Origin of the sequence: Faecalicatena contorta (assembly GCF_001404335.1) — a bacterium.
GTDB classification, from domain to species: Bacteria; Bacillota; Clostridia; order Lachnospirales; family Lachnospiraceae; genus Faecalicatena; species Faecalicatena contortus_B.
Window position 1 is genome coordinate 1 of sequence record NZ_CYZU01000029.1, and the last position, 24,239, is coordinate 24,239.

20 protein-coding genes are annotated in these 24,239 nt (G+C 47.5%); 2 read left to right on the forward strand and 18 right to left on the reverse strand.

Annotated elements, in window-relative coordinates:
- Window positions 1-620: 620 nt before the first annotated feature.
- The 5 genes from ARB69_RS14705 to ARB69_RS14725 are packed head-to-tail and all read right to left on the reverse strand — an operon-like array spanning window position 621 to window position 7,381.
- Window positions 621-2,186, reverse strand: a complete 1,566-nt coding sequence (locus ARB69_RS14705) for an FGGY-family carbohydrate kinase (RefSeq protein ID WP_055153938.1) — start codon at window positions 2,184-2,186, stop codon at window positions 621-623.
- A gap of 47 nt (window positions 2,187-2,233) precedes the next feature.
- Complete coding sequence (locus tag ARB69_RS14710) at window positions 2,234-3,973, reverse strand: FAD-binding oxidoreductase (protein ID WP_055153940.1); 1,740 nt, start codon at window positions 3,971-3,973, stop codon at window positions 2,234-2,236.
- On the reverse strand, window positions 3,970-4,362 hold the full coding sequence (locus tag ARB69_RS14715) for a DUF1667 domain-containing protein (RefSeq protein ID WP_050639664.1): 393 nt from the start codon (window positions 4,360-4,362) through the stop codon (window positions 3,970-3,972). Before ARB69_RS14715 ends, ARB69_RS14710 begins: the two co-directional genes overlap by 4 nt.
- Window positions 4,359-5,648 (reverse strand): NAD(P)/FAD-dependent oxidoreductase, encoded by a 1,290-nt coding sequence (locus ARB69_RS14720; RefSeq protein WP_055153942.1) that lies wholly within the window; start codon window positions 5,646-5,648, stop codon window positions 4,359-4,361. The genes ARB69_RS14715 and ARB69_RS14720 overlap by 4 nt, the downstream gene beginning before the upstream one ends.
- Entirely contained in the window at window positions 5,645-7,381 is a 1,737-nt protein-coding gene (locus tag ARB69_RS14725) for an NAD(P)/FAD-dependent oxidoreductase (RefSeq protein WP_055153944.1), read from the reverse strand. Before ARB69_RS14725 ends, ARB69_RS14720 begins: the two co-directional genes overlap by 4 nt.
- A 330-nt stretch (window positions 7,382-7,711) precedes the next feature.
- Here ARB69_RS14725 and ARB69_RS14730 point away from each other — a divergent pair, with 330 nt between their 5' ends.
- Window positions 7,712-8,236 carry a type II toxin-antitoxin system PemK/MazF family toxin gene (locus ARB69_RS14730; RefSeq protein ID WP_055153946.1) on the forward strand — a complete coding sequence of 175 codons (525 nt, stop codon included), beginning with the start codon at window positions 7,712-7,714 and terminating at the stop codon, window positions 8,234-8,236.
- Window positions 8,237-8,873: 637 nt separating this feature from the next.
- Here the strand turns inward: ARB69_RS14730 and ARB69_RS14735 are convergent.
- The 6 genes from ARB69_RS14735 to ARB69_RS14750 all read right to left on the reverse strand — a co-directional run bounded on the left by ARB69_RS14735 (window position 8,874) and on the right by ARB69_RS14750 (window position 14,399).
- The gene (locus tag ARB69_RS14735) at window positions 8,874-10,244 is read right to left on the reverse strand and encodes a sodium-dependent transporter (protein ID WP_055153948.1); all 1,371 of its coding nucleotides are present in this window, start codon (window positions 10,242-10,244) and stop codon (window positions 8,874-8,876) included.
- 228 nt (window positions 10,245-10,472) lie between these two features.
- Window positions 10,473-11,009: a GyrI-like domain-containing protein gene (locus ARB69_RS25640; RefSeq protein ID WP_070102452.1), complete on the reverse strand. Its 537-nt coding sequence runs from the start codon at window positions 11,007-11,009 to the stop codon at window positions 10,473-10,475.
- A 91-nt stretch (window positions 11,010-11,100) separates the two neighbouring features.
- Complete coding sequence (locus ARB69_RS28315; RefSeq protein ID WP_334291946.1) at window positions 11,101-11,349, reverse strand: 4Fe-4S binding protein; 249 nt, start codon at window positions 11,347-11,349, stop codon at window positions 11,101-11,103.
- Complete coding sequence (locus ARB69_RS27215; protein WP_167702502.1) at window positions 11,342-11,485, reverse strand: DUF4337 domain-containing protein; 144 nt, start codon at window positions 11,483-11,485, stop codon at window positions 11,342-11,344. The genes ARB69_RS28315 and ARB69_RS27215 overlap by 8 nt, the downstream gene beginning before the upstream one ends.
- A gap of 435 nt (window positions 11,486-11,920) precedes the next feature.
- The gene (locus tag ARB69_RS14745; protein WP_055153949.1) at window positions 11,921-13,075 is read right to left on the reverse strand and encodes an alpha/beta fold hydrolase; all 1,155 of its coding nucleotides are present in this window, start codon (window positions 13,073-13,075) and stop codon (window positions 11,921-11,923) included.
- 295 nt (window positions 13,076-13,370) lie between these two features.
- Window positions 13,371-14,399, reverse strand: a complete 1,029-nt coding sequence (locus ARB69_RS14750) for a MerR family transcriptional regulator (RefSeq protein WP_055153983.1) — start codon at window positions 14,397-14,399, stop codon at window positions 13,371-13,373.
- 122 nt (window positions 14,400-14,521) lie between these two features.
- Here ARB69_RS14750 and ARB69_RS14755 point away from each other — a divergent pair, with 122 nt between their 5' ends.
- The gene (locus tag ARB69_RS14755; RefSeq protein WP_055153951.1) at window positions 14,522-15,178 is read left to right on the forward strand and encodes an Rpn family recombination-promoting nuclease/putative transposase; all 657 of its coding nucleotides are present in this window, start codon (window positions 14,522-14,524) and stop codon (window positions 15,176-15,178) included.
- Window positions 15,179-15,591: 413 nt separating this feature from the next.
- Here the strand turns inward: ARB69_RS14755 and ARB69_RS14760 are convergent, their stop codons facing one another.
- The 7 genes from ARB69_RS14760 to ARB69_RS14790 form a co-directional block, all read right to left on the reverse strand.
- Complete coding sequence (locus tag ARB69_RS14760; RefSeq protein ID WP_050639656.1) at window positions 15,592-16,566, reverse strand: ABC transporter permease; 975 nt, start codon at window positions 16,564-16,566, stop codon at window positions 15,592-15,594.
- 12 nt (window positions 16,567-16,578) lie between these two features.
- Window positions 16,579-17,577: an ABC transporter permease gene (locus tag ARB69_RS14765; RefSeq protein ID WP_050639655.1), complete on the reverse strand. Its 999-nt coding sequence runs from the start codon at window positions 17,575-17,577 to the stop codon at window positions 16,579-16,581.
- Window positions 17,574-19,070, reverse strand: coding sequence for a sugar ABC transporter ATP-binding protein (locus ARB69_RS14770; protein WP_050639654.1), 1,497 nt, complete (start codon window positions 19,068-19,070; stop codon window positions 17,574-17,576). Before ARB69_RS14770 ends, ARB69_RS14765 begins: the two co-directional genes overlap by 4 nt.
- 129 nt (window positions 19,071-19,199) lie before the next feature.
- Window positions 19,200-20,264, reverse strand: coding sequence for an autoinducer 2 ABC transporter substrate-binding protein (locus ARB69_RS14775; RefSeq protein ID WP_070102455.1), 1,065 nt, complete (start codon window positions 20,262-20,264; stop codon window positions 19,200-19,202).
- 107 nt (window positions 20,265-20,371) lie between these two features.
- Window positions 20,372-21,367, reverse strand: coding sequence for a VOC family protein (locus tag ARB69_RS14780; RefSeq protein WP_050639653.1), 996 nt, complete (start codon window positions 21,365-21,367; stop codon window positions 20,372-20,374).
- Window positions 21,368-21,370: 3 nt separating this feature from the next.
- Entirely contained in the window at window positions 21,371-22,390 is a 1,020-nt protein-coding gene (locus ARB69_RS14785) for a Gfo/Idh/MocA family protein (RefSeq protein WP_050639652.1), read from the reverse strand.
- 402 nt (window positions 22,391-22,792) lie between these two features.
- On the reverse strand, window positions 22,793-23,770 hold the full coding sequence (locus ARB69_RS14790; protein ID WP_050639651.1) for a LacI family DNA-binding transcriptional regulator: 978 nt from the start codon (window positions 23,768-23,770) through the stop codon (window positions 22,793-22,795).
- Window positions 23,771-24,239: the final 469 nt, after the last annotated feature.

Below are 24,239 nucleotides of genomic sequence, written 5' to 3' on the forward strand. Positions count from 1 at the left end.
TCGCAACGGCATATACAGCCCCAGCACCTCCCCGGCCTCCCTGTCATAAAGCTGGCTCATCCAATCGGCAGGAAAGCCCGCCAACTGGGTGGGATCCCGGACCAGGGCAGCGGATGTGGATTGGCTATGCGTGTCTTTTCATCTTCCAGATGTGTATGAACTGTAAGTCGCATCACCTTGTTTATGTACACCTACTGGGGACATAAAAGAACCGACAATTCTATATCCATACGCTGCCCCCGTTTGAGGCCCCACCTTAGAAACGAGCTTTTTCCTGCCGGTTGGATGCGCCAGCTCCATGAAGGGATAGCCGAAAGCCTCCCGGAGAACATCCATGCCCTTTCAAAAACGCTCAAAGCGAACCTTAGAAATTCTTGGTGGGAAACAGCCCTGAAAATGGAGAGATTTTTGGATTCCGAATCCAAAAATCAGCTGACCCATCGCGAGAAATCATCTATTTCTCGTGATGTGTCAGTGATGCTCCATTTTCAGGGCTGTTTCCCGCCTAGAATTTCTTAGGTCCGCGGCCGCATTTTTGAAAGGACATGGATGTTCTCCGGGAGGTTTTCGGCTATCCCTTCATGGAGCGTCCCCATCCGTGCCGCGACTAAAGCGCGTCACTAACTCCCGATTTTCTTGTGATATATTTCATGCAGCTTTTCGTATAGCGGCACCAGCTTCCCGTATATATTTTGATACACATCATGATAAAGATCGTGATATATTTGGTGTTGATTCATATCCGGTTCAAATACATCTTTCAGGTGCACCATAGACTCCTGCGCTTCCTCGTAATTTATAAACTCTCCCATGCCTACGAATGCCGCCATAGCACTCCCTATTCCAGTGGCCTCATGGCTCTGCATTCGTTTGACCGGTATGCCGAACATGTCGGCCGTGATCTGGCATATTTCATCGCTTTGGGATCCTCCGCCTCCCAGCCTGATCTCTTTGAATGTGTGGCCGGAACGTTTTTCCAGTAAGCGCATGCCGTCCATCAGGGCGAAGTTGATGCCTTCTATGATTGCGCGGTACAGATGAATCCTTGTGTGCTGGTCGGAGAATCCTATGATGGCTCCTCTGGCTACCGGCATCGTCACGTTTGGTGTGAAGTAGGGCTGGAAGAGGAGGCCACCGCAGCCTGCCGGAACCTCTTTCAGACGCTTGTTCAGCAGCTGTTCTGCAGTTACGCCCAGCAGCTCCGCCTGTTTTACCTCTTTTTCGGCAAATTCTTTTTTGAACCAGGATATCAGCCAGTATCCCCTGTAAATCTCGATTTCCGGGTTGTACCAGCCAGGGATTACGGACGGATAAGGCGGAATAAAACGCTCCGGTTCGAGATAGCGGCTGATGTTGAATGTGATTGTGGCTGTGGTGCCGAACCCAATGGCGGCTTTCTCCTTGGAAATGCAGCCCAGGCCCAGTATTTCACAGGCTTTATCTGAGCCGGATGCCAGCACCGGAAGACCTTCCCTGAGGCCGGTATCCTCCGCCGCCTTCCTCGTGATATTCCCCAATAGCTCCCCGGATTCCCTGACCTCGCAAAGCTTATCCGGTTCCACATCGAATACCGGGCGGGTCAGAGCCCCTTTCCGCTGCCAGTTCCTGCACTGGCTGTCTATCGGTAGGCGCCCCACCAGGCAGGCTGCTGCATCCGTCATATTGCCCGTCAGGAGAAATGTCAGATAACCGCTGAGCAGAAGATATTTCTCTGTCCTGGCCCAGATATCCGCCTCTTTCTGCATGATCCAGTTGCAGTGTGCTTTCTGGTACTGGACTTTTGCAGTCTCTTCCATCCCTACGGCCTTAAGCATCATCCGTGTGACCTGTGAAAACTTGGGGCCGCCTTCCGCTTTTCTTTTGTCCAGCCAGACGATTGCAGGGCGCAGGGGCTTTCCCACTTTATCCACACAAATAACCGTGTCGCGGATCGTCGTCACAGAAACGGCTTCAATCCGATCCCACAGGCTGGTTTCAGCCTTTAATTTCTGCGCAGCTTCACAGATACTGCGGTAATAAAAGTCCGCATCCTGCTCGGCCCAGTCAGGTTCTCTGGAAATGTAGGGCGGATCATGCCTGATCTGTCCCTTTCCCAGTATCTCCCCCCGGTTGTTGATCAACAGAGCGCGGGAACTCTGGGTTCCCACATCAAAGGTCAGTACGATCCTTTCTTCTTTTACTCCCATGGTCTTCCCTCCATAAGGATACGCTTATTTCACCAGTCCCGGATGTCCTAATGAATATCCTCTCTCAAAAAGCGCTTTTCCTCTTCCGGCAGATCCAGCCCCAGCGTCCCGCCCGGATTCATGTTATATCCGGGGTCAAAATAATTCTTCAGGGCGCGGATGACGCCATACTCATTGCGTCCAATCTGGCCTTCCAGCCACGGTGCGAACATCTTTCCGATGCCATGATGATGGCTCATGGCTGCCCCGGACTTCTGAATTGCATCCAGAATAGTTGCATGATATGCCTTAAATGCCTCTGCATCGTCCATTCGTGTGATGAAAATAAAATACAGATTGGCCCCCTGCGGATAACAGTGGGACATATGCGTTGTTACAATCGTATTAGGCAGGGCATGGCAGACCTTGCGCACCTCTTCATGCACTCTGCCCATATTGGACCAGTTCACGGAGCACTCCAGCGTGTCTGTCATAATGCCAAAGTCCAGCAGCGTATCTCTGAGATACGGATCTGTAAACCTGCCCTTTTCCCAGCTCTTTGTCACGAAAGAAGTCAGGCTCATTCCGCCGTACTCCTTTGCGATTCTGCGGGTATTTTTAGCCACATTTTCGGAAAATCCCTTCTCCCCATCCGTAAATCCCAGGAACAGGCAGCGCTCCATGTCCGCATATCCGCGGGTATCCAGCAGTTTCCACAGGGGCGTCTCGTCTACATTATAGAGCCGGAGCATCAGATTCGTTTCTTCCGGGTCAGACAGTCGGAATACAGAGGAGTATCCGGCCTCGCACTGCATCATTTCCCTTGCCGCCTCCTGGGCGGTCTTCCAGTCTTTGAATATATAAGAAAACCGTTTTCTGTTCTCTGGCATATACCGGAACACTTTCAGCGTCACCTCTGTCAGTACGCCGAAAGTCCCCTCGCTTCCCATCATAATCTCATTCAGGTTCGGGCCGGTTGCCTCCCGTGGATAATGACTGGTCTGCATATTTCCGATTGGCGTCGCATATTTCTGTGAAAGCACAATATCGGTAATACATCCATAATAGGTACTGTTCTGCCCTGCCCCCCTGGTAACGACCCAGCCGCCCACGCTGCTGTACTCAAAGGACTGCGGAAAATGGCCGCAAGTATAGGCGCGTTTTGCACCCATGAGTTTCTGGGCATGATTCAGCGCTCTTTCCAGTTTCGGTCCGGACATGCCGCTCTGCACGGTGATTGTCTGGTCCTTCTCATTGAAAGAGACGATCTTGTTATAGCGTTTTCGCATATCCAGGGAAACTCCGCCCTTTACCGGTTCCACGCCGCGGGTCACACTGCTTCCTCCTCCGTACACATAAAGAGGGATACTGTGTTTTGTGCAGTATGCTACGATCTCTTCGATCTGCTTCGTGGTGCCCGGATATACAACCACATCGGGCAGATTTTCAATCTTGCGCTGTCTCAGCCTGGCCGCATCATAACCGGTCTTCCCGTATGCCACTGCAAGCCTTGGGTAATCCTCCGCGGTAACGAATTCCTCTCCCACAATTTTCTTCAGCGCTTCCATATGCTCCTGCGCCAGATCACACGGAACGTCCAGCTTCACCGGATCCATCCCAATGTCTCCGTCATAAGAACTGAAATCCTCATCCGTCATATTAAATATCTGTTTCATCATTTTATAAAGGGATTCCTTCGGATACTTCACATATTCCGGATCCCCCCACCGGAAAATAGATCTGTAACTATCCTTTGGCGCAGGTGTTTTCACCCATTTTGGTTCAAAATCTTTGTACGGCTTGCTCATAGCTGCTCTTCTCCCTTCTGGCATATACTGTTCTCTTCTTTTAGAATACCGCTCGTCACGATCACGTCCACACCAAGTCCCAGCACATTTCTAATGACCGGAGTGCCCGCTGCAAATCTGTCCCGGACCGTCACTTTATTAATTTCCCTCATCACATCAAAAATCCGTTCTTTCGGAATCTCCGCCGAAACCCGCACGGAGATCACAGGCGCTTCCGGAAAAACCGTACTCACAGTGGTGCTGATTGTGCGCATGGGATGCGTCATTTCTTCTATGGCAAAGTGTTCTCCCCTTTTACACTGGTTGCCCCGGACAATCCATTTTCCGTCTTTCTCCTCTGCTTCAAGGCGGCATCCGTTCGGGCATACAATACAGGTTAACTCTTTCATGCTCCCGCCTCCTTTCGGACTGCAGCTTCAATCCTGCTGCCCGGCGCTGCCCCGAACAGGCTCAGCTCCAATTCCAGCCGTTCCATCTCCGGCGGCTTCAGATTCCGGTACTTTTTGATAAAAACCTCTTTTCCATTCACGGTGAACACAAAGTTTCCAACTGCAACACTCTCCCTGCTGCGGAAATAGAAAACCACCTTCTCACCGCCTGTACCTATGCGCAGCTTCTGTGGAACAATATACTGCAGGGAAGAATCCACGGACAGCTCCAGCTCCGCTGCCTTTTCGGCTGTACCGCTGCCGCCGCAGGATGCTTCAAATGCGTATTTTGCGGCGGCAGTTCCAGCCAGTTCGCCGCTCTCAGACACATAGTCCACCAGATCATTGACATGCAGTGCGTTCCCACAGGAGAAAGCGCCTGCAGTCTCCGTCATGAAATGATTATCGCAGAAAGGACCCTTTGTACGGCTGTCCAGCCTGATCCCCAGTTTTTCCGCCATTTCATTCTCTGGTATCAAACCCACAGACAAAATTAATGCATCGCATGCTATTCTTTTTTTGGTGGATTCTATTGGGTTCATATGCTCATCCACTTCCGCCACCTCTACTGCCGTCAGTCGTTCCTCCCCGAATACTCTTGTGACCGTATGGGACAAATGAAGAGGAATATCGTAATCCTCCAGGCATTGTATAATATTTCTCGTAAGTCCCGAGGGCTGCGGCTTCACCTCGTAGACTCCCAGCACCCGGGCGCCTTCCAGCGTCAGCCGCCTTGCCATGATCAGTCCGATATCACCGCTGCCCAGAATCACACAGCGCTCTGTCGGCATCTTCCCCTGCAGATTCACAAAGTGCTGGGCCGTTCCAGCCGTCATAATTCCAGCCGGGCGGGTACCGTGAATCTGCACCTGCTTTGCCGTTCTCTCCCTGCAGCCCGTGGCAAGTACCAGCGCTTTTGCCATGTACTGCTGCACACCCCGCCGGTTTACAGCTGTCAGCGCAAACACTCCGTCCTTCTTTTCCATCTTTGTTACAAAGGTCAGAAGCTCTGCTTCTATTTTCCTTTCCCGGAATTCGCCTAGAAAACGTTCCACATATTCCGGCCCGGAGAGCTTCTCTCCAAAGCGAACCAGCCCAAAGCCATCATGGATGCACTGCTTCAAAATACCGCCCAGCCTTGCCTCTCTCTCTAGCAGCAGAACTTTTGCCCCCTGCTTATCCGCCGATATGGCTGCCGCCAGACCTGCGGGGCCGCCGCCGATTATTATGACATCATACGCTTTCATATCTCTGCCGCCTCCCCCGACTTTTGTATTTTCTTCGTATCGCGCAGAAGGATTTCGGTTCCCTCCCCTGCTTTTCTCACCTGCTCTTCCGGAACCCGCAGATATTCACTGATGATCTTCGTCACAAGAGGCATGCAGAATCCTCCCTGGCATCTCCCCATCCCCGGTCGGACCCTTTTTTTAATCCCATCAACCGTAGGTACACATATCGGAGACTTCAGGGCATCCAGTATTTCCCCTTTACTGATTTCTTCACAACGGCAGACGATCTCTCCATAATCAGGATTTTCCCGAATTAGGTGGTTCCTTTCTTCATCAGAAAGCCTGCTCAGAACCGGAGGCGCCTTGCGCACGGGATCAAAATCCGGATTGGGCTCTACTTTCCTCTTCTTTTCCAGTGCTTCCACTACCATCTTTTCGACGTCCAGCGCCACTGCCGGCGCCGTCGTCAGCCCCGGTGACTGTATGCCGGCACAGTGGATCAGGTTCCGGGTTTTATGTCCCTTTTCAATAATAAAATCTTCCTCAAAGGTCGCGGCCCTGACGCCGGTAAAATAGGTAATAATATCCCGTTCACTCAGTGCTTTCGCAGTCATTTTCTGTTTTGCAAAAACGGCATCAATGCTGTTTTTGCTTGTGGCATAATTCTCTTTTTCCGGCGTCTCTACCGCATTGGGCCCGACCAGCAGATTATCATGTACTGTGTGGAGGATTCCGCCTCCCTTTGTGTGAGAGGCGTTCGTCTTCCATGTTTTTATGGATGAGATCCCCATCACAAGAGAGCCGGCCTTCTTATCCAGTATGGAGTTCGTTCCCCGCCTCGGGTGAATCGAATAAAACCTGTCGCCCGCCATTTCCGCAATGTCTTCGGCAAGCACTCCTGCCGCGTTGACCACGATTTCAGGATAAATCCTGCCTCTGTTTGTCTCCACGGAAACGATCTTTCCATCTGTCAGTTCCATTCCCAGCACCGCCGTGTTCAAAGATATCCTGGCTCCGTTCTCAACCGCATTTTCCCCATAGGCGATCGTGAGTCCGTACGGGCAGACACAGCCAGCCGAGGAATTGTACATGGCAAACTTAAATTCCGGATTCAGATTCGGCTCTCTGTCTGCCAGTTCTTTTCTGCTCATCATGCGGGTATCCGTCACTTTACATATGTGTTTTCTCTGCCAGGCATAGGCCCATACGGCAGGATACATCCACCAGTCTGTGAAACCGACATACTGCCCGCAGCGCTCGAAAGGAACACTTAAGTCTCTGCAGACCCTGTCATACATCTTATTGCCAAGCAGGACATAATGCTGCTTTAGGCTGCCCTTATTCAAATCCACTCCCGGGTGGACCTCCCCGTCATTCCTGCCGGACGCCTGCACAGCCAGATCCGCCTCTTTGTCTACAAGCAGAATGTCCAGTTTCCATTTAGACAGTTCTCTTGCAATACTCGTTCCCGAAATACCGCCCCCGATGATCAGGACATCCGGACGGCTCCCCTCCAGCGACTGGTCCCGAAACGACGGAAGCCGCACAGGAGGTCTTTCTGCTCCCTCCAGACAGATATCATTTACCACATGCATGCCGGACTTTTTGTCCACACACATACAGCATGCCGCCACGATATCATCCCAGCTCTTCAACTGCCCGGAGACGACGATACATCCATCCTCCACCCGAACCGTGACGGCGGAACCATAACGGCTGCCAAGCTTCTTTCGAAGCGATTTAACATTCATGAAATCCCTTCCTTCCCCTTTTATTCCGATATCTCCGGACGCCCACCCGAAGTCATGTTATTTTCTGTATGATAGCACTTCAATGTATGTATTTTCATACTATTTATACCATATTGACATTATACGTCAAATTATCAGACATTTCCACCCCCACTTTTGTTGGGGACGCCAGTGCAAAGAGGAAGTTCTGCCGCGGAGTGGGGAGGAAAGAAGGCCGGCTTACTGAAAGCTGATCATTTGCGGAGAACGGCTAAATAAAACGCGGATATTCTGCGTAATGTTGTTATCCCAATTATCGACTACTAAGCTCTCTATGGGTCGTGTATAGCAATGGCATCTAAGTCATTTAAAGTCGCCTATGGGGAGGAGACAAATGCCCGTCCATGTGTAATTCTACAGCATAACTCTGCAAATAAATCTTCACCTAACACGATAGTAGCACCTATCACACATACAACCTCATCCTTGCCGATTGTTATTCCAATTGTAGATAAATTGGACTCTAACGGTGATGTAGTATTAGACGGCAATGTACTCCTAGGTAATATTGTATGTATCAGCAAAGCACGGCTTGGTGATTATGTAGTAAATCTTACTCCTGATGAAATGAAAAAAATTGATTATGCAATTTCATTATCCCTCGACTTAAATCATTACTATCAAACCATGCAGAATACCTTTAACGATAAACTTCAATACATAGAAAAGTTGAAAAATATAAGAAACGATTTAAATAAAGAGATAGCCAGTTACCAACTAATTCTAGCTAACTATCAGGCTCTTTTAGATAAATTCGATTTTTCAGATATTAAGGCTCTGGAAAACTTTTTAGAAAAACATTCAAAAAATACGTAGACAAAACATCTAGTTCATGCTAATATAAGAATACAAGAAGATTACTCACGGGCGGGGTAATATTATTATTTTTCAAATAAGGTGACTACGAGTGAGTTTCCTTTATTATTATAATTTAAGTATATTTTTCATTAGTTATACATATGAATATTATTACAATAATCTTCGGACGGGTGCCGAAGATACTATTGTATCAAGTAAGGGAGTCACGGGCGGGCTCCCATTTTTTAATGGTACATTTAAATCAATATACTAATTGAACTATATCCCCTTACACTTACATAGGTTAAGTATTCGTTAACTTGTATTGAGTTTGGCCTCTTAGTATATCTTTTTCCAAATAATAAGGGTTTTGTTTGATTGCGTCTTTTATTCAACAAAGCCCTTATTTTTGAGCGATCTGGCATTACCTCATCCCACTAACTGCGGAAACTTATCCATCTCACCTTCCCCAAAACACAACATCATATCTCTCTAAAGATCCCGTAAACGCCCGTAATAACAAGGCTTCCACACAAGAAGCACGGCGGTTTCAACATAATCGCTCTGGGTAAATCTTTAGAAAGAACAGGCGGTCGAATGCGGCACCTTATAAAATACGCACATATTGCTATAAAACTTTTTCATTTTATATCCGTTATTTATGGAACAGTGACCAGTATCCTTGTACGAAAATGAACAGTACCACCAGGGGCAGGATATAGGAAACATAGATTCTGGCCCATTTTGGAAATTTAATTCCGGCGCCTGTGTTGGCTTCTTTACAGAAGTTTTTCCATCCCCATCCGATGCGGCTGGTGCAGAACAGGAGGTAGATCAGGCTGCCCAGAGGGAGGAGATTGTTGCTTACGAGGAAGTCTTCAAAGTCCAGTACGTTTGTGCCTGCACCCATGGGGGCGAAGCCGCTCCAGATGTTGAAGCCCAGTACACATGGTAGGGAGAGGACGATAATCGCTCCCAAGTTGGTGAGCACTGCTTTCCCACGGCTGCATCCCGTCAGATCCATGGCAAAGGATATGATATTTTCAAATACTGCAATGATTGTCGAGGCGGCTGCGAAAAACATGCAGAGGAAAAATAAAGTTCCCCAGATCCGCCCTCCGCTCATGGAATTGAAAATGTTGGGAAGGGTAATGAAGATCAGGCTTGGCCCGCTGTCCGGCTTTACCCCAAATGCAAAACACGCAGGGAAGATAATCAGGCCTGCAACCAGGGCCACACATGTATCCAGAACCGTAACGCAGACAGCCTCTCCTGTCAGGGTTCTCTTCTTATCTATATAACTTCCAAATATGGCGATCGCTCCAATACCAAGGCTCAGGGTAAAAAACGCCTGTCCCATGGCCGCGAATACCACATCCATAATCCCGGCTTCTTTTACCTTTGAAAAGTCAGGGGACAGATAGAAACGCAGACCCTCTCCTGCACCCTCAAGAGTTGCGGAACGTACTGCCAGTATAATCATCAGCGCCAGCAGAATCAGCATCATCACTTTCGTGATTTTTTCCACGCCTTTCTGCAGGCCCTTGCTGCAGATTCCAAAGCAAAGTGCTACTACAATGATCATGCAGACAGCCATAAGAACCGGACGGGCGGTCAGCGCGCCGAACTCACCGGCAATCTCTTCTGCGTTCAGACCCTCGAATCTGCCGCCTGCCATTTTAATAAAATACAGCAGCATCCAGCCTCCGATTGTCGTATAGAACATCATCAGAAGATAGTTGCCTGCCATTGCACCGTACTTATACCAGTGCCACTTTGTCCCTTCAGGCTCCAGCCTGTCAAAGGATAAGGCAGCGCTCACCTGGCTTGCTCTCCCTACGGCAAACTCCATTACCATAATCGGCAGCCCCAGAACCAATAGGAAAAACAGATAAATCAATACAAACGCAGCCCCTCCGTACTGCCCCGTAATGAAGGGGAACCGCCAGACATTACCCAGACCGATGGCGCATCCTGCTGATATCAGGATAAATCCCAGCCTGGAACCAAACTTTTCTCTTTTCATTTCACTCTCAAACCTCTCTTTAGTTTTGCTTGCCTCAAATCTGCTTTTTCTCTGCAATGCGCTGAAATGCAGACTTTTCAATACATCAAGAATAATCTTACGGCATTGGGTTTTGTATGTCAAGCGGGATGTTTTTAGGAAAAGGAGGCGAAATGAAAGGATAGACAGGAAAGACTGCCAAATGCTGAATCAGATCATCTTCTCTTTAAACCGGAATTGAAAGTGCTGTTAAATCAATTCTAAAGCTCTTTTATACATTGGGTCTAATTCGCAACCGCAGCTTCCATATTCTTCGTCTGCCTGTTTGATTGGCATTGACATTTGAGTGAGATACTCTGCTTCTGGCCGTTCAGTATCATTCAAATAATAATAGTAAATTGAGCCTTGCGGTTCATACCCATTTTCTTTTACCCATTCAAATATATCCATCAGCGTAGGGTCTTGCTTCTCATAAGGGCCTAAATCAATTGCCGATACGACCTTTCGGGTTGGTATCATATTGCATAGCATAATATCTCTATTCTCAATTTTTTGAGCAATTTGCCAACCCATTTCCACATCAAGGCTTTCCAGCTCTTGATTATGGAAGCAGACAACGGGGCCGCTTATGGGATATACATTCATTTCATTCAAGTAATCGCCAGTCAACGCAAACGCCTGCATTGCAAAATCTGAATAGTCTTTCATAAAATTAATCGTCTTACGAATTGTTAGCGTGTAATGCTCCGGCTCTTGTTTAATTTCAATGTTTGATATTCGTGACATATAATTATCCTCCTGCTTTTATCAACTATTTTCCGATCTAACCGGCGTTTCTCCATAAAATGCCGCAAAATATAATCGCCTGATTTACCCGTTACAGGTTATTCTCAATTCTGCATTGTTCATGCAAGGTATCGCCTAACAGCGTAATCGCCTGATGCTGACAATGACTGATGCAGCGATAACACATGGTGCATCGATTGTGATGTACCGCCATTTGATTTTCAACTGACAAATTGCCCATTGGACACAGCGTCGTGCATACACTGCAGCCCACGCATTTTATTTCTTTATACCAACAATTTTCAGTTTTTTTCCGCCAAACTGGAATTTGTTTACTCATGTTCCATAAATCCAATGAGTGAAAAAATCAATCCTACAATACCAATCCCCATAGTAAGCAATCCCATTCCTGATGAAGAAAGAGAGATTACGATAGCGAAGAGTAATATTGAAATCCCTAATCCGATTTTTTTCATTGTTAATTCTCCTTTGCAATTCTGATTTGTCAACTTCTCTATAATTCTCAGCTTCCTGTTATATTGAGAAGTTAACTGTTCAGCAGCGTTGTTAAATCCTCTATAGAAACGTCCATTTTTGCAGAAGTTTCTTTCATAGTCATACCAGAAGTAAGAAAGCAATTTACAACCATTTTCATAGCTTTGCCTAATTTAGATACCGCTGCATTGTTCAATGCGCTTATTATAGCACACCAAGCACGACATATAGGCGTCATGTTTGATGTGACTGTAAGTTCAACTAAACCCTTCTGGCCATTGTACTCCTTAATCAAAATTGTTCATATCCACCAATCGGGAGTAAGTTCCCCAAGTGTAACAACCTTTTCTGTTTCAAAGTCAAGGAAAATTTCAATCTCCCGATAGTTTTCAGGCATAAGCTGAACCATCAGTTCTCTACAAGCACCACATGATGGAACCGGATGGTGCCGTCAGGCCGTAGAGCGCACAACCCTCGTTTTTCAGCACCTCCCGTCTCACAATCTCCATGAAGCGCTCCGGCTCTTCCAGAAATGGGCTGTGGGCGGATTCTTCAAAACTATAAAACGCCTTATGCGGCGCTTGCAACTGTTCAAAATATGCCTTTGACAAGTCGAAGGATACCTGCCTGTCATAGGACCCGTGGAAGATATACACGGGAATCTCCAGGGCCGGAACTGTTTCGTTCAAATCAGTGGTATACTGCGCTTGATTCATTGGCTGTTCCAGACTGAGCAATGCCCCCATTGCATAGCCGTATTTATCCTTTATCGTATATTCCTTCGCGCTCATAACAGGCATCAGCAGTTCCATTTTGGATTTGGCAATGTGGTATACACCATATCCATATTTACTCAGCAAATCTGAGCGGAGCATAAGATACTCCGTCGTTACATCGGAGGGGACCGTCAATGTATACTTTTTCAGCTTGTCTATGGCCTGCTGGTCATTTTTTTCCTCTGCGGCTGCAAGCAGAACATCATAGCTCAATTTTTCAGATTCAAATTGATTGACGACCTGCCCGATTCCCAGGTAAGCCTTATATAGTTCAGGATGTTCATATGCAGCATGGATTCCCAGGAAGGACCCCCATGAGTGACCCATGATATATATTTTTTCTTTGCCAAACCGCTCCCGCAGGTAATTCGTAACCTCTATGGTGTCGGACACCATCTGCTCCAGCGTGATGCTGCCCTTGGGAATCGAGGAGGAGTATGACATGCCGCTTCCTCTCTGCTCCCAATAACAAACTGTGAACGCTTCCTCCAGCTTTACCCCCGCCTCTTTTGCCATGACATATTCGGGGTTTCCCGGCCCGCCGTGCAAAAACAGCAGTATGGGGTTATCTTGATTTATCCCCTGGATGATCATGCCCTGCTCCACGCCGCCAATAGGCATCCGCACGATCTCCGATATACTGCCTTCTATGGGCTTTCCGTTTGTATGAGCCTGCGGCTCGATCCTGCCCGGACTATTGAGCCACAACAATATGAACAACAGGACAATGAATGCGACAAGCGTGCCCAACAGAATCACTGTCACCCTTAAAACCTTCTTTCCTTTTAAATTCAATTCCGTTCACCTCTTCTTAGTCTCAGCGCTGTTTCCTCCTAATTTCTTGAGTACTTTTTTCGAATATATCGCAATCCCCATTGAAACCATTCCCGCGCCAATGACCGGGATGGGTTTCCCTCAGCAGATATAAAGGCAGGGAAAATCGCAGAATTGCATTGCCAAATAACGAGACGATTTGGCCCACAACTACAAGCGTATAATCCCTGCCATAGCTTCTGATCTTCACCGCACCACCACCTTTCATAAAATAGTATAAAGGTGGTGGAAGCCCCCAAGTCAATAGGCTTTTTATTTATTTCAGCGGAATCCAAACCTCGTAAAAATTGCGCTCCCCCAATTCAGCCATTTCCACAAATCGGACAAAAATATAGACAACGCCCCGGAAGCTCTCCTGATGATCAGCGGCCCATGTATGGCTTTCAAAAAACATTTTCTCCATCAGAGAATCGTCATGGCTGTCCGCGTCAAAAACCGTATGCAGACACCTGCCGTATTCCAAAGTCAATCTTCCCGCCGCTTTTCTTTCATTAGAAGCCTTACTTACCAGACACATCTTCGTGCCTTTATATCCGGCTGAATCAAAGGTAACGACACGCACCAGGTTCGATAAAATATCTTCTTCCTGTAAATCCAGCGATACTAGTACCCGCTCCTGATACTCTTTCAGAGAGGATACCGCGTCAAAGGTTTCCAAAACCCAATAGGGCGGAAGTTCCTTCACTGAGAATACTTTTTTAGACTGTGCGGCATATTCACAGAACGCTTTTGTCTCTGCCAGCCGCCCCAGAATCCGCTGTCCGGCTCGAATCGTTTCTTCTATATCGCTGATTTTTTTATCCAGCACGTCTAAATCGCTATGCTTCCCGGCTGCTGTCAACTCTCGGATTTCTAACGGCGAAAACCCACGTTTCTTATAAAAGTCAATGGACATCAGGCGGGAAACATCTTCAAAGGTAAATTCCCGGTATTGGCTGCTCTGATTCCGTTCCGGTGCAATCAATCCAATCTCTTCGTAGTAACGCAGGGTTTCCCTCGTAAGGCCAAGATTTTGATATAAATCCTTTGCTCTGTAAACAGTGCTGTTATCTGAATCCAGCTTGTTAATGCTCTGCAAGGCGCCTTGAAGTTCTGGATTGTCCTGAACCATCATCTTATTTTTTCGATAACGGTGGTCACTCGGCTTTTCTGCGTGAGCAGGAATCAGCCATGTTTTCCCCCTCATAATTGCGCCCACAATTTTTCCTGCTTTACAATAGTAAGCAACCATTCTGCTGCTGACATTCCATTTTTTTGCGATTTCATTTGATGTTAAATACTCCAATTCCATTCCCTCCTTCGTCAATTATACTTCGTATATCTGAAATATACAATCAAATCGTTTCCTTGTAGGTTATCCTTTGGGGTGATTTTATAAATATTTTATTTGTAACAGAATAGAAAATAATGAAAAAGGATTTAAAAGAATCAGCTGAATTTCTTTCCGGGCTGAAAAAAATGGATTTATTATCGCCAGTCCTGAATATTGTTTTTTACTACGGCGAAGAGGACTGGGATGGCAGCCTGGATCTGCACGGACTCCTTGGGATAGACAGGAAAGACTGCCAAATGCTGAAGAAGTATGTCCCAAATTACAGAATCAACCTGATAGATCCGAAAAAATTAGAAAACCTGGAGTGTTTTCAAACTGATTTACAGATCATATTTGGCATGTTAAAATATAGAAAAAATAAAGAGGATATGAAAGATTATGTGCTGAATCATAACTCATATTTCGCACAAATCGATCAGGATTCCTATAAAGCCGTTCGCACAATGCTGGGATCAGCGCAACATCTAAAAGCATCAATTACGGAAAAAGGAGGAACCATAACTATATGTAAAGCATTGGATGACTTATATCAAGAAGGAATTGGGAAGGGGCTTGAGAAAGGAATCAAAGTACTAGTAAAAGATTATACAGAAGAAGGATACAGTAAGGAAACCATCTTGACCAAACTGTCAAAAGGCTTCTCCTTAACCCCTGAAGATTCCATGAGGTACTATAACAAGTTCGCTTCCTCAACAGATCCACACTCCCTCCAAGGAAAAAATAAAAACTAACCAAAATACCACCTATTATAATCAAGACCCAACGTGCAGCCCTTCCATAGTCTGCCCCCGACAGAACTCTCTAAAAATGAAAGAACCATCCTCTCCTCCCGCCAGGATGCACCAGCTCTGCGCCAGGCTTGCCGGGAAGGTTGCGGGACTGTGTATGTCCTTTCCGTATGCTAGAGTGCGCTTACTGATTCTTAGAGAAAATAATGCCGGGAATGTGGGAGGAAACATGATTCCGAATCATGTTTCCGGATGACCCAGTGAGAGAAATTATCAAATTTCTCTCGCTGTGTCATCCCGTGCCCACATTCCCGGCATTATTATCTCTTAGAATCAGTTGGCAGCACGGGTGCATACGGAAAGGACATACACAGCCCCGCAGCCTTCCCGGCAAGCCTGGCGCAGAGCGTCCCATCTCACTCCCGCCCCCGCTTTCTTCCCCCAATCTGCCCAATTACTATGACTACTATAAGTATCACCCCCCAGACAAATGTTTTCAAAGAGGAATCGACACGCATGATATTGAACGCACTGGACACCAGCTGCAGCACGATTACAGACAGCAGCACTCCAACTGCGCTGCCCTTTCCCCCATCCGGGTTTGTTCCGCCCAGAACGACAATCAGCAGGGAAAGCAGTGTATAAGAACTGCCATAATCTGTTTTTGCAGAATTGTATCTGGACACCATGATCAATCCGGCCAGGCTTCCCAGCACACCGGATACGGCATACGTCTTGATCGTAACCGCCAGATTATTGATCCCGCTGTACCGTGACGCCATAGAGTTGGTTCCCATATACCGCACATGCTGTCCATATACGGTTGAACGGAGCAGGAAGGAAACCAGCAGGGCGCCCAGGATAAAGAGAATAAATGCAATCGGTACCCCAGCCAGTGTGCCGTTTCCCAGAATGCTGTAGCCTTCCGGAAGCCCAGTGATTGCGGGACCCTTTGTAATCATCAGCCCACAGCCCGTGTACAGCTGCAGTCCGCACAGAGTTACCAGCATGGCGGGGATCTGAAGGTATCCGATCATAAAGCCGTTAAAACAGCCGCAAAGCGCCCCCACTATAACAGCAGCAATGCACCCGAGGAGAATAGACACAGGGCCTCCGCCCATTTTCACCATGATATAGGCTGCAGTGATCCCGGAAAAATTCGCGATTCCAACCAGCGACAGGTCAATCCCGCCCGAGATCATAGCCAGCATCATGCCAAATGAAATCAAGCCGAATTCCGGAAACTGTGTGCACATTCCCTGGATATTTTTTATGCCAAGAAAGGAAGAAGGCGCCAGGACTGCCATGACTCCAAAAATAAGGACGGCAATCAGCAATAGCATCATGCTGTTTTTATCTGAATTTTTCAGTCTGCTTTTTATATTTTCCATCGTGCCACCTTCCTATATTTTCACACTATTTTGTATTTTCTTAGTTCTCAGTGAGGTGATGGATGTACCGGCTACGATCAAAAGCCCTACCACAAATGTCTGTGCATAGGTCGGAACCCCCAGCATGATCAGGTTGTTCTGAATCAGGGCTATCAGCGTGACGCCCAGTATCGTCCCAGATATGGAACCGTGCCCGCCTGTGATTCTCGTGCCGCCCATGACAACCGCCGCAATCACCATCATCTCTGTTCCCATCAAAACCTGTGGATGCGCCTGCCGCATCAGGATCATATAAGTCACGCCGCCGACTCCGGCCAGCGCCCCCGCAAGTATGTACACAAAGGACTGGATAAATACAACCCCAAAGCCTGCAATTCTGGCCGCATTCTTGTCTCCGCCCACTGCATAGATTCCACGGCCCAGCATGGTATATTTCAGGAGAATCCACAGCCCGATATAGATCACAACCGGTATCAGGATCAGTGCCGTCAGCTGATATGTAATTCCGCTGTCTCCCACATATTCATAAATGAATACTTTAGACAATCTTCCAAAGCTCTCCGGAAGACGGTTGATTTCCCTGGAGCCAAGGAATGCCAGCGTGGCCCCGTTTGCCACACTGCTCACCCCGAGCGTCGCAATCAGCGGCGGAACTCCGAGTCGTGCAACCAGAACGGAATTGAGAAAACCAAACAGCATACCGATCACGATTGCTATCATAAAAGCCAGCACCACACTGTTAAGCCCTGCTGCATTCATGATCATTGCCGTTGCATACATTGCAAAGCTGGCTACAGCCGGGAAGGAAACATCGATTCCGCCGGAAATGATAACCATCATTTCAAACGCTGCGAATATCAGGGTTACCAGCATGGAACGCAGCAGTGAAACCACCGTGGATGCACTTGCAAATGCCGGATTGACAGCCCCAATAAGAATACACAGGGCGGCAATAATGTATACGACAATCATTTCGTTTGCAGTCAGCCCTCTTTTTATTCTGTCTTTCATACTGTCTCCTCCTCACCTGTAAGCAGCCGGGAAAGCCTTGTCTCATCTAATTCCTTTGAATTGATGCTGCCGGCGGTCTTGCCGTTCTTCATAATCAAAATCTTGCTGCAGTTCTGTATCAACTCGCTGACATCATCCGATATCACAATAATTCCAACGCCCTGCTCCGCCAGTTCCCTCAGTATCTTATGGATGTCTGCCTTAGAACCGATATCCACACCCACGGTGGGGCCGTTGAGCACAAGCAGCGCCGGATTGGTATTCAGCCACTTGGCAATGACCATTTTCTGCGCATTTCCTCCGGAAAGAGTCCGGATCAGCGGTTTCGGCGACTTCGCATTACAGCCGATTTTCCGGATCCATGCCTGCGTCGCGTCATACATCTCCCGGTAGTTCAGCCTGCCCTTTTTCAGATATTTCCGAATGGATGCGGCCACGGTATTCTCCTGGATTGTACAGTCCAGGAAAAGTCCCTGGGTAAGCCGGTCCTCCGGTACATATCCAATTCTCGCTTTCATGGCATCCCCTATGGACTTAATGGATACGGGCTTTCCATTCAGCGTAATCTTTCCCCCGCTGGCCGGAGCAATGCCGAACAGCGCGTCTCCCAGTTCCCCGCGGCCGGAACCCAGAAGCCCTGTGATGCCAAGAACCTCGCCCTTTTTCAGATCAAAGCTGACATCCTTAAATGCACCCTTTCTCGTAAGATTCTCCACTTTCAGAATGACTTCTCTGCTGCCCTCGGGGCGGTAATACACCTCATCCACATCGCGCCCGGTCATGCACTTGATGAACCGTTTTCTGTCAAACTCCTCAATCGGCCCGGTCGCCACGTTCTCACCGTTTCTTAAGATGGTCAGCCTGTCCGCGATCTCATAGATTTCATCCAGTTTGTGATTGACAATCACGATTGCCATGCCCTTTTCCTTCAGATTCCTTATTATGGTGTTGAGCATGCCGACCTCCTTCTGGGTAAGCGCCGTTGTCGGCTCGTCCAGAATCAGCAGTTTGGCATCATTTATAATCGCACGGCAGATCGCCACCATCTGTTTATTGGCTATGGAAAGCCTTTCCACCAGGACATCCGGATCCATATGGGCGCCGATCTGTTCCATTGCACGGATGGCAAGCTCCCTGGACCTTTTCCAGTTCATAGTCTTCGCACCAGTCAAAAGAGCATGATTCATGGCAATGTTCTCGGCTGCCGTCAGGTTGGGAAAGACCGCAAAATCCTGGTAAATCACCTGGATGCCCTTTCGGATCGAATCAATGGGTGTCAGTTTCTCTATCTTTTCCCCTTCAATATAAATGGATCCTGCTGTCGGGTCATGGGCGCCGGAAATCACCTTGATCAGCGTTGATTTTCCGCATCCGTTTTCTCCTGCAAGGCAGTGGATCTCACCGGCCCGGATTTCCAATTCCACGTTTTTAAGCGCCTGGACGCCGCCGAATGTTTTCTTAATGTTTTCTAATCTCAGAAATATTTTATCCATAGTTCTCTTCCACTTCTTTTGAGTACTCCGTGTCTAAGCTGTTAAGTAATGCAGCCTGCTGATAAATATGAAAATAGGTGGGATGCCGCTCCATTGAGAACCTCCCACCCCTGTTTTTTTAACCGTGAATCAGAAATCATATGCTGGATCGTCTACATTGTCTTTCGTCACATCAATCCATGCATTTCCAATCAAAATATTTCCATCCAGCTTCATCTCGTTGTAACCTTCCACACCAAGATCAACACCGTCTTCGATTGTTTCGCCATTGAGGAGCTTTACGGCCGTCTCTACCATGGCTTTTCCTGCAAGGGCCGGGTCCCAGAAGCTGATCATATCAATGGTGCCGTTCTTTACATACTCACCCGCATTGGAAACAAGAGCCGTTCCCACGATCTTAATCTTTCCTGACATTCCCATTTCTTCAACAGCCAGTGCGGCGCCTGCAACGTCCGGCATTGCGGAGCCCTGGATTCCCACGATTCCCGGATTCGCCGTCAGTGCTTCTTTCACTTTATTGTATGCGGTATCCTGGTCGTCGGATGTCTCGATAAGGTCTCCGTATTTTTTCATATCCGGATATTTTTCCTTTTGCAGTGCCTCCGCTGCCGCCACCCATTCCATATGAGACGCGCTTGTCAGTGCTCCTACCGTCTGCACATACTCGCCTTTCCCTTGGCAGGAATCGCCAAGCGCTTCCATCAGGTGATTGCCGTACTCGTCGTTATTGAAGGCCTCAATGTCATAATCTGCATTGGTCATACCCGGAGCCTCATGTGTGATCACTACGATGCCCTGATCCCTGGCTTTCTTTAATACCGGCTCCAGTGACTCCGTGGAAAATGGTACTACACAGATGGCATCAACGCCCTGTGAGATTAAATCCTCAATGCACTGTGCCTGCAGCGCGCCGTCTGCCTCGGACGGCCCTGTGAAGAATGCATCCACACCGTTATCTTTTGCGTACTCATCAACGCCCTCTTCCATTCTCTCATACCATGCCAGCGCCGTCAGCTTTGGTACTACTGCAATCGTGTAATTTCCATCCTCTTTTTTATCTGCTTTATCCTCTGTCTGCCCGCTCTCTGCCTTACTGCCGGAATCCTTACCGGAATCCTCGACACTGCCGCATCCTGCCAAAAGTGCTGACGCCATTGCCATACTTAATACCAGACTTACGATTTTCTTTTTCATATTTTATCGCTCCTGTTCTTTTACTTTTCTCCTGAAGATGCGGTCCGCGGGAAACCCTTCCCAGCCCGCTTCTCTGAATCCTCTGCTTAAAACCAGAGATGACTCTCTCATTTCCCGTTCTTTGCGCAGTATACGTAATCCGGCGCTTCAATCCTGCCGCCATTGCCGAATTCCACGATCATGTGGAGGAGATTCTCTGTGCTCATGTAATAATGGCTGTCTCCATCGATCCATCCCGTCTGCATGATCCGGACTTCGTATCCGCTCAGTCTCCTGCATTCCTCTTTGATCTCCTCATCCGGGTATACATCTTTGATATGATGGAACCCGGGGCCATGCTTTTCAAGGAAATCCCAGTAAATGTTATCTCCTTTTATGGGCTGTATGATCTCGATCTCCATGCCGCCAACCCATTTCACTGCACAGATAAAATCAAATCCCTCTGTAATGTGCGCGCCGTTCACCTTAAAGTCTCTTAACTTCTCCGGTGTGAAATGCCTCACATCCCATCCGTCAATTCCAAGATAATAAGCGTAATTCTCCATGTATTTTTCTGCATCGTCCACGACAATTGCAATTTGCTTGATATTCTGCCTGTGGGACACTGGTCTCTTTGCATCCTTTGCCGGATATACTTCCGGGGCCTCGCCGATTCTGCCTCCGTTTCCAAGCTCGAGTGTCAGGCCCAGCTGCTCGTGAGAATCCACATAATAGTGTACATCGTTGTCGATCCACCCCGTCTGCATCACCTTGAGCCCTTTCTCCTCCAGTTCTTTTACATATGCTTTCAGTTCTTCATCATCCGGAATCACAATTTTAAAATGGTGAAGGCCGCTTCCGTATTTTTTCAGATACTCCCAGTAGATATTCGGTCCTTCGACCGGCTGGATCAGTTCATACTCTACATCTCCCTCCCAGGTTACCGCACAGATGAAATCAAATCCCGTTTCAATGTGTTTGTTATGTACATAAAAATCTCTGACGGTATCCGGCGTGAAATGTCGGATATCCCATGGCCCTATTCCAAATTTCTCCCAGTAGTTTTTCATTGCTGTATCCAGATCATCTACCAGAACACAGATTTGTTTGATTGCGCCCTTCATGTCCTAAACTTCTCCTTCCGTGTCTGCCTTGTAATAAATGCCCCAGTCTTTTCTTGTATTTTCTATTAAGGCTGCTATCTTCCTGCTTTCTTCCCAGGTAAAATGCGGGCATTCCAACTCACCGTTTCTAAGGCACTTTTGTACTTCCCTGATCTCAAACTGGAAGCCGGAGGCGGGATATGTCTCCATATACTTTTCCTTAGTACCATCATTCATGATCAGTGTAGCCGTAGTCGGATGCCAGAACTCTGAACCGATTATGATTCTGCCCTCTTCCCCGACAATTTCCGTCTCAGGTGTACTTACCTGATTAAATGCACCTCCAACAAATGCGGCCCCGCCATCTTCGTACTCCAGCAGCATATGGAAACTCTCATCCACTTCCCCGTTAGACTTCATTGTGGAATAAGCCTGAACAGGCCCCTCCGGGAATGCAAGATAAGCCATCGCCAGCGAGTAGATCCCCACATCTCTGAGTGCTCCCGCAGCATGCTGCACACCGCCTTTCCACGGCTGCCAGTCGTCAATGTCCGGTTTGATATCAAAAGACGCGTGTACGGCCAGAGGTTTTCCGATCCTGCCTTTTTCTATCCAATTCCTGGCTTCTATTACCGCCGGGAAGCATCTTGTCCACATTCCCTCCATCACAAAGACCTGTTTCTCCTCTGCTTTTCTGAACACATCATCCAGCTGCCGCAGATTATCTACCATCGGCTTCTCACTCAAAACAGGGATTCCTCTGTCGAGCGCCGCCATGATATATGCATAATGGCAGTCATTCGGAATTGCTATGTACACAACATCGATCTCTTCCTGTTCGAGCATACCCTCAAAGTCTGTATACACCTGAACGCAGCCATATTTCTGGGCAAATGCCCTTCCGCTTACGATACTTCTTGAAACGACTGCCGCAAGCACGGCATCCTCTACTTCCTGCATCCCTTTTGCAAATTCATTGGCAATATAGCCTGTGCCAACGACCGCCCATTTTACCTGTTTCATATTTTGTACCAAGACTTTCAAGCACAAGCCTGCTTGTAGTTGAAAGATGCATACACACAGGGTGATCGGTGTGCCTGCATTTTTTCCTTTCTTCTAAAATTATTTCACCCTTGATTCCTATCCGGATATTTTTACTTTCGCATGCGTTGATTATCTTTTGTTCTGCACCTTTGCTGCAGACCCGCCCGCCAGGGCATGCGTTACGGAGCATTCTCAGTAACAAGTTCGTAATGTTATGTCCTGTCGGCCATATATTAATTATGTGCACTTTTACCATTATTGTCAATGCGTTTTTATCATTTTTTATTTATTTGTTACTAATAAACATTATAAAAACGTTTCCATATAAGCACAATGCATAAAGGAAACGTTTCCATAAAATAGTAATCATTCTTGTTTTGGTCGTTTTTAACAATTCTATCTTTAAGCAGTACCACCCTTCTGAAGATACACATCCGTAATCTGGTGGTACTCAATATCCTGATCTCCCTGTATCAGTTTCATAATTGTATCCACACATTTCTTAGCCAGGAGCGGAATATCCTGGCAGACAGCTGTCACAACCGGTGTCACCATGCGGGTAAAATCCGTGCCGTCATATCCCACTATTTTCAAATCCCGGGGTACCTTTATCCCCATGTCGGTCACAAAATGATACAGCGCTATGGCCCCCATATCAGAAGCAAATATCCCATCTGCCTGCCGCACTTCATCTTCATAATTTTTCAGCAGATTTACATAATAGGAATAGTCCATCCGATTCCACTCCATTTCCAGCGTGCGGACTGAGATATGGTATTTATTCATCACATTTTCAAATTCCAGATACCGGTCGTTGGACGGCGTATTTACCCTGAAAAATCCGCCGATCTGGATCACTCTCCTGCACCCCTGTTCCACCAGATATTCCGCCAGAATCCTTCCGCCTTTGCGGTGGTCAGAATGGATCAGCGGTATCTTAGGTCCCAGATCATGGTCCATACTGACAATCGGCTTGTCGATCTGCTGGTACACCGTATCCTCCACAGACAGGGCGCAGGTAATAATCCCATCCACCATATTCCGGTCCAGCATATCAATATATTCCTGCTCCCGGTCGCTCGTCTTAACCGTATTGCAGACCATCGTCTTATACCCATATCTGTACAGCTCTATCTCTGCCTGGCGGATAAAAGAAGCATAGAACGGCGTCTGGAAATCTGGAATAATTACCCCGATGATTCCCGACTTTTTCCTCGATAAATTCCGCGCGCGTTCGTTCGGAATAAAATTGAGTTCACGGATCGCTTCCTCAATCCTTTTTCTGGAACTTTCCGAAACATAACCGGTTCCGTTAATCATGCGTGACACCGTAGCAATTCCCACATCCGCACGCTTTGCTACATCTTTAATGGTAGCCATACTGAAAGACCTCCTTGTATTTACTGCTTTCACTTTTTGCTGTTTTCTTTCGTGACTTTATGATTCAAGACTAACACAATACACAGCGATACACAAGATGAGATATTTGGGGATGAGTAAATTTGGCTGTAGGGGCGCCTGATGAAAGGGGGATGCAGTAATCCGGCGGGGACAGCTCCGGGGATTTTGCTGGCTGTCCATACGCGAAGAGACTGTAACATCAAAGCGGGAGCCTCACATGGAACCGAAGACATTCACCGGAAAATTCTGATGAATTTTCCGGCTCAGGTCTTCTCAAAATTTGCTTTGGCGAGCAAATTTTGTCCATGTGAGACTCCCGCTTTGATGTAACAGTCTCTAACGCGTATTCTATGCCTGCAAAATCCCCGGAGCTGTCCCCGCCGGATTACCGCATCCCCCTTCCATCAGGCTGGGCTTCATCAAGACGGAAGATTTGCTCATTTTGGGG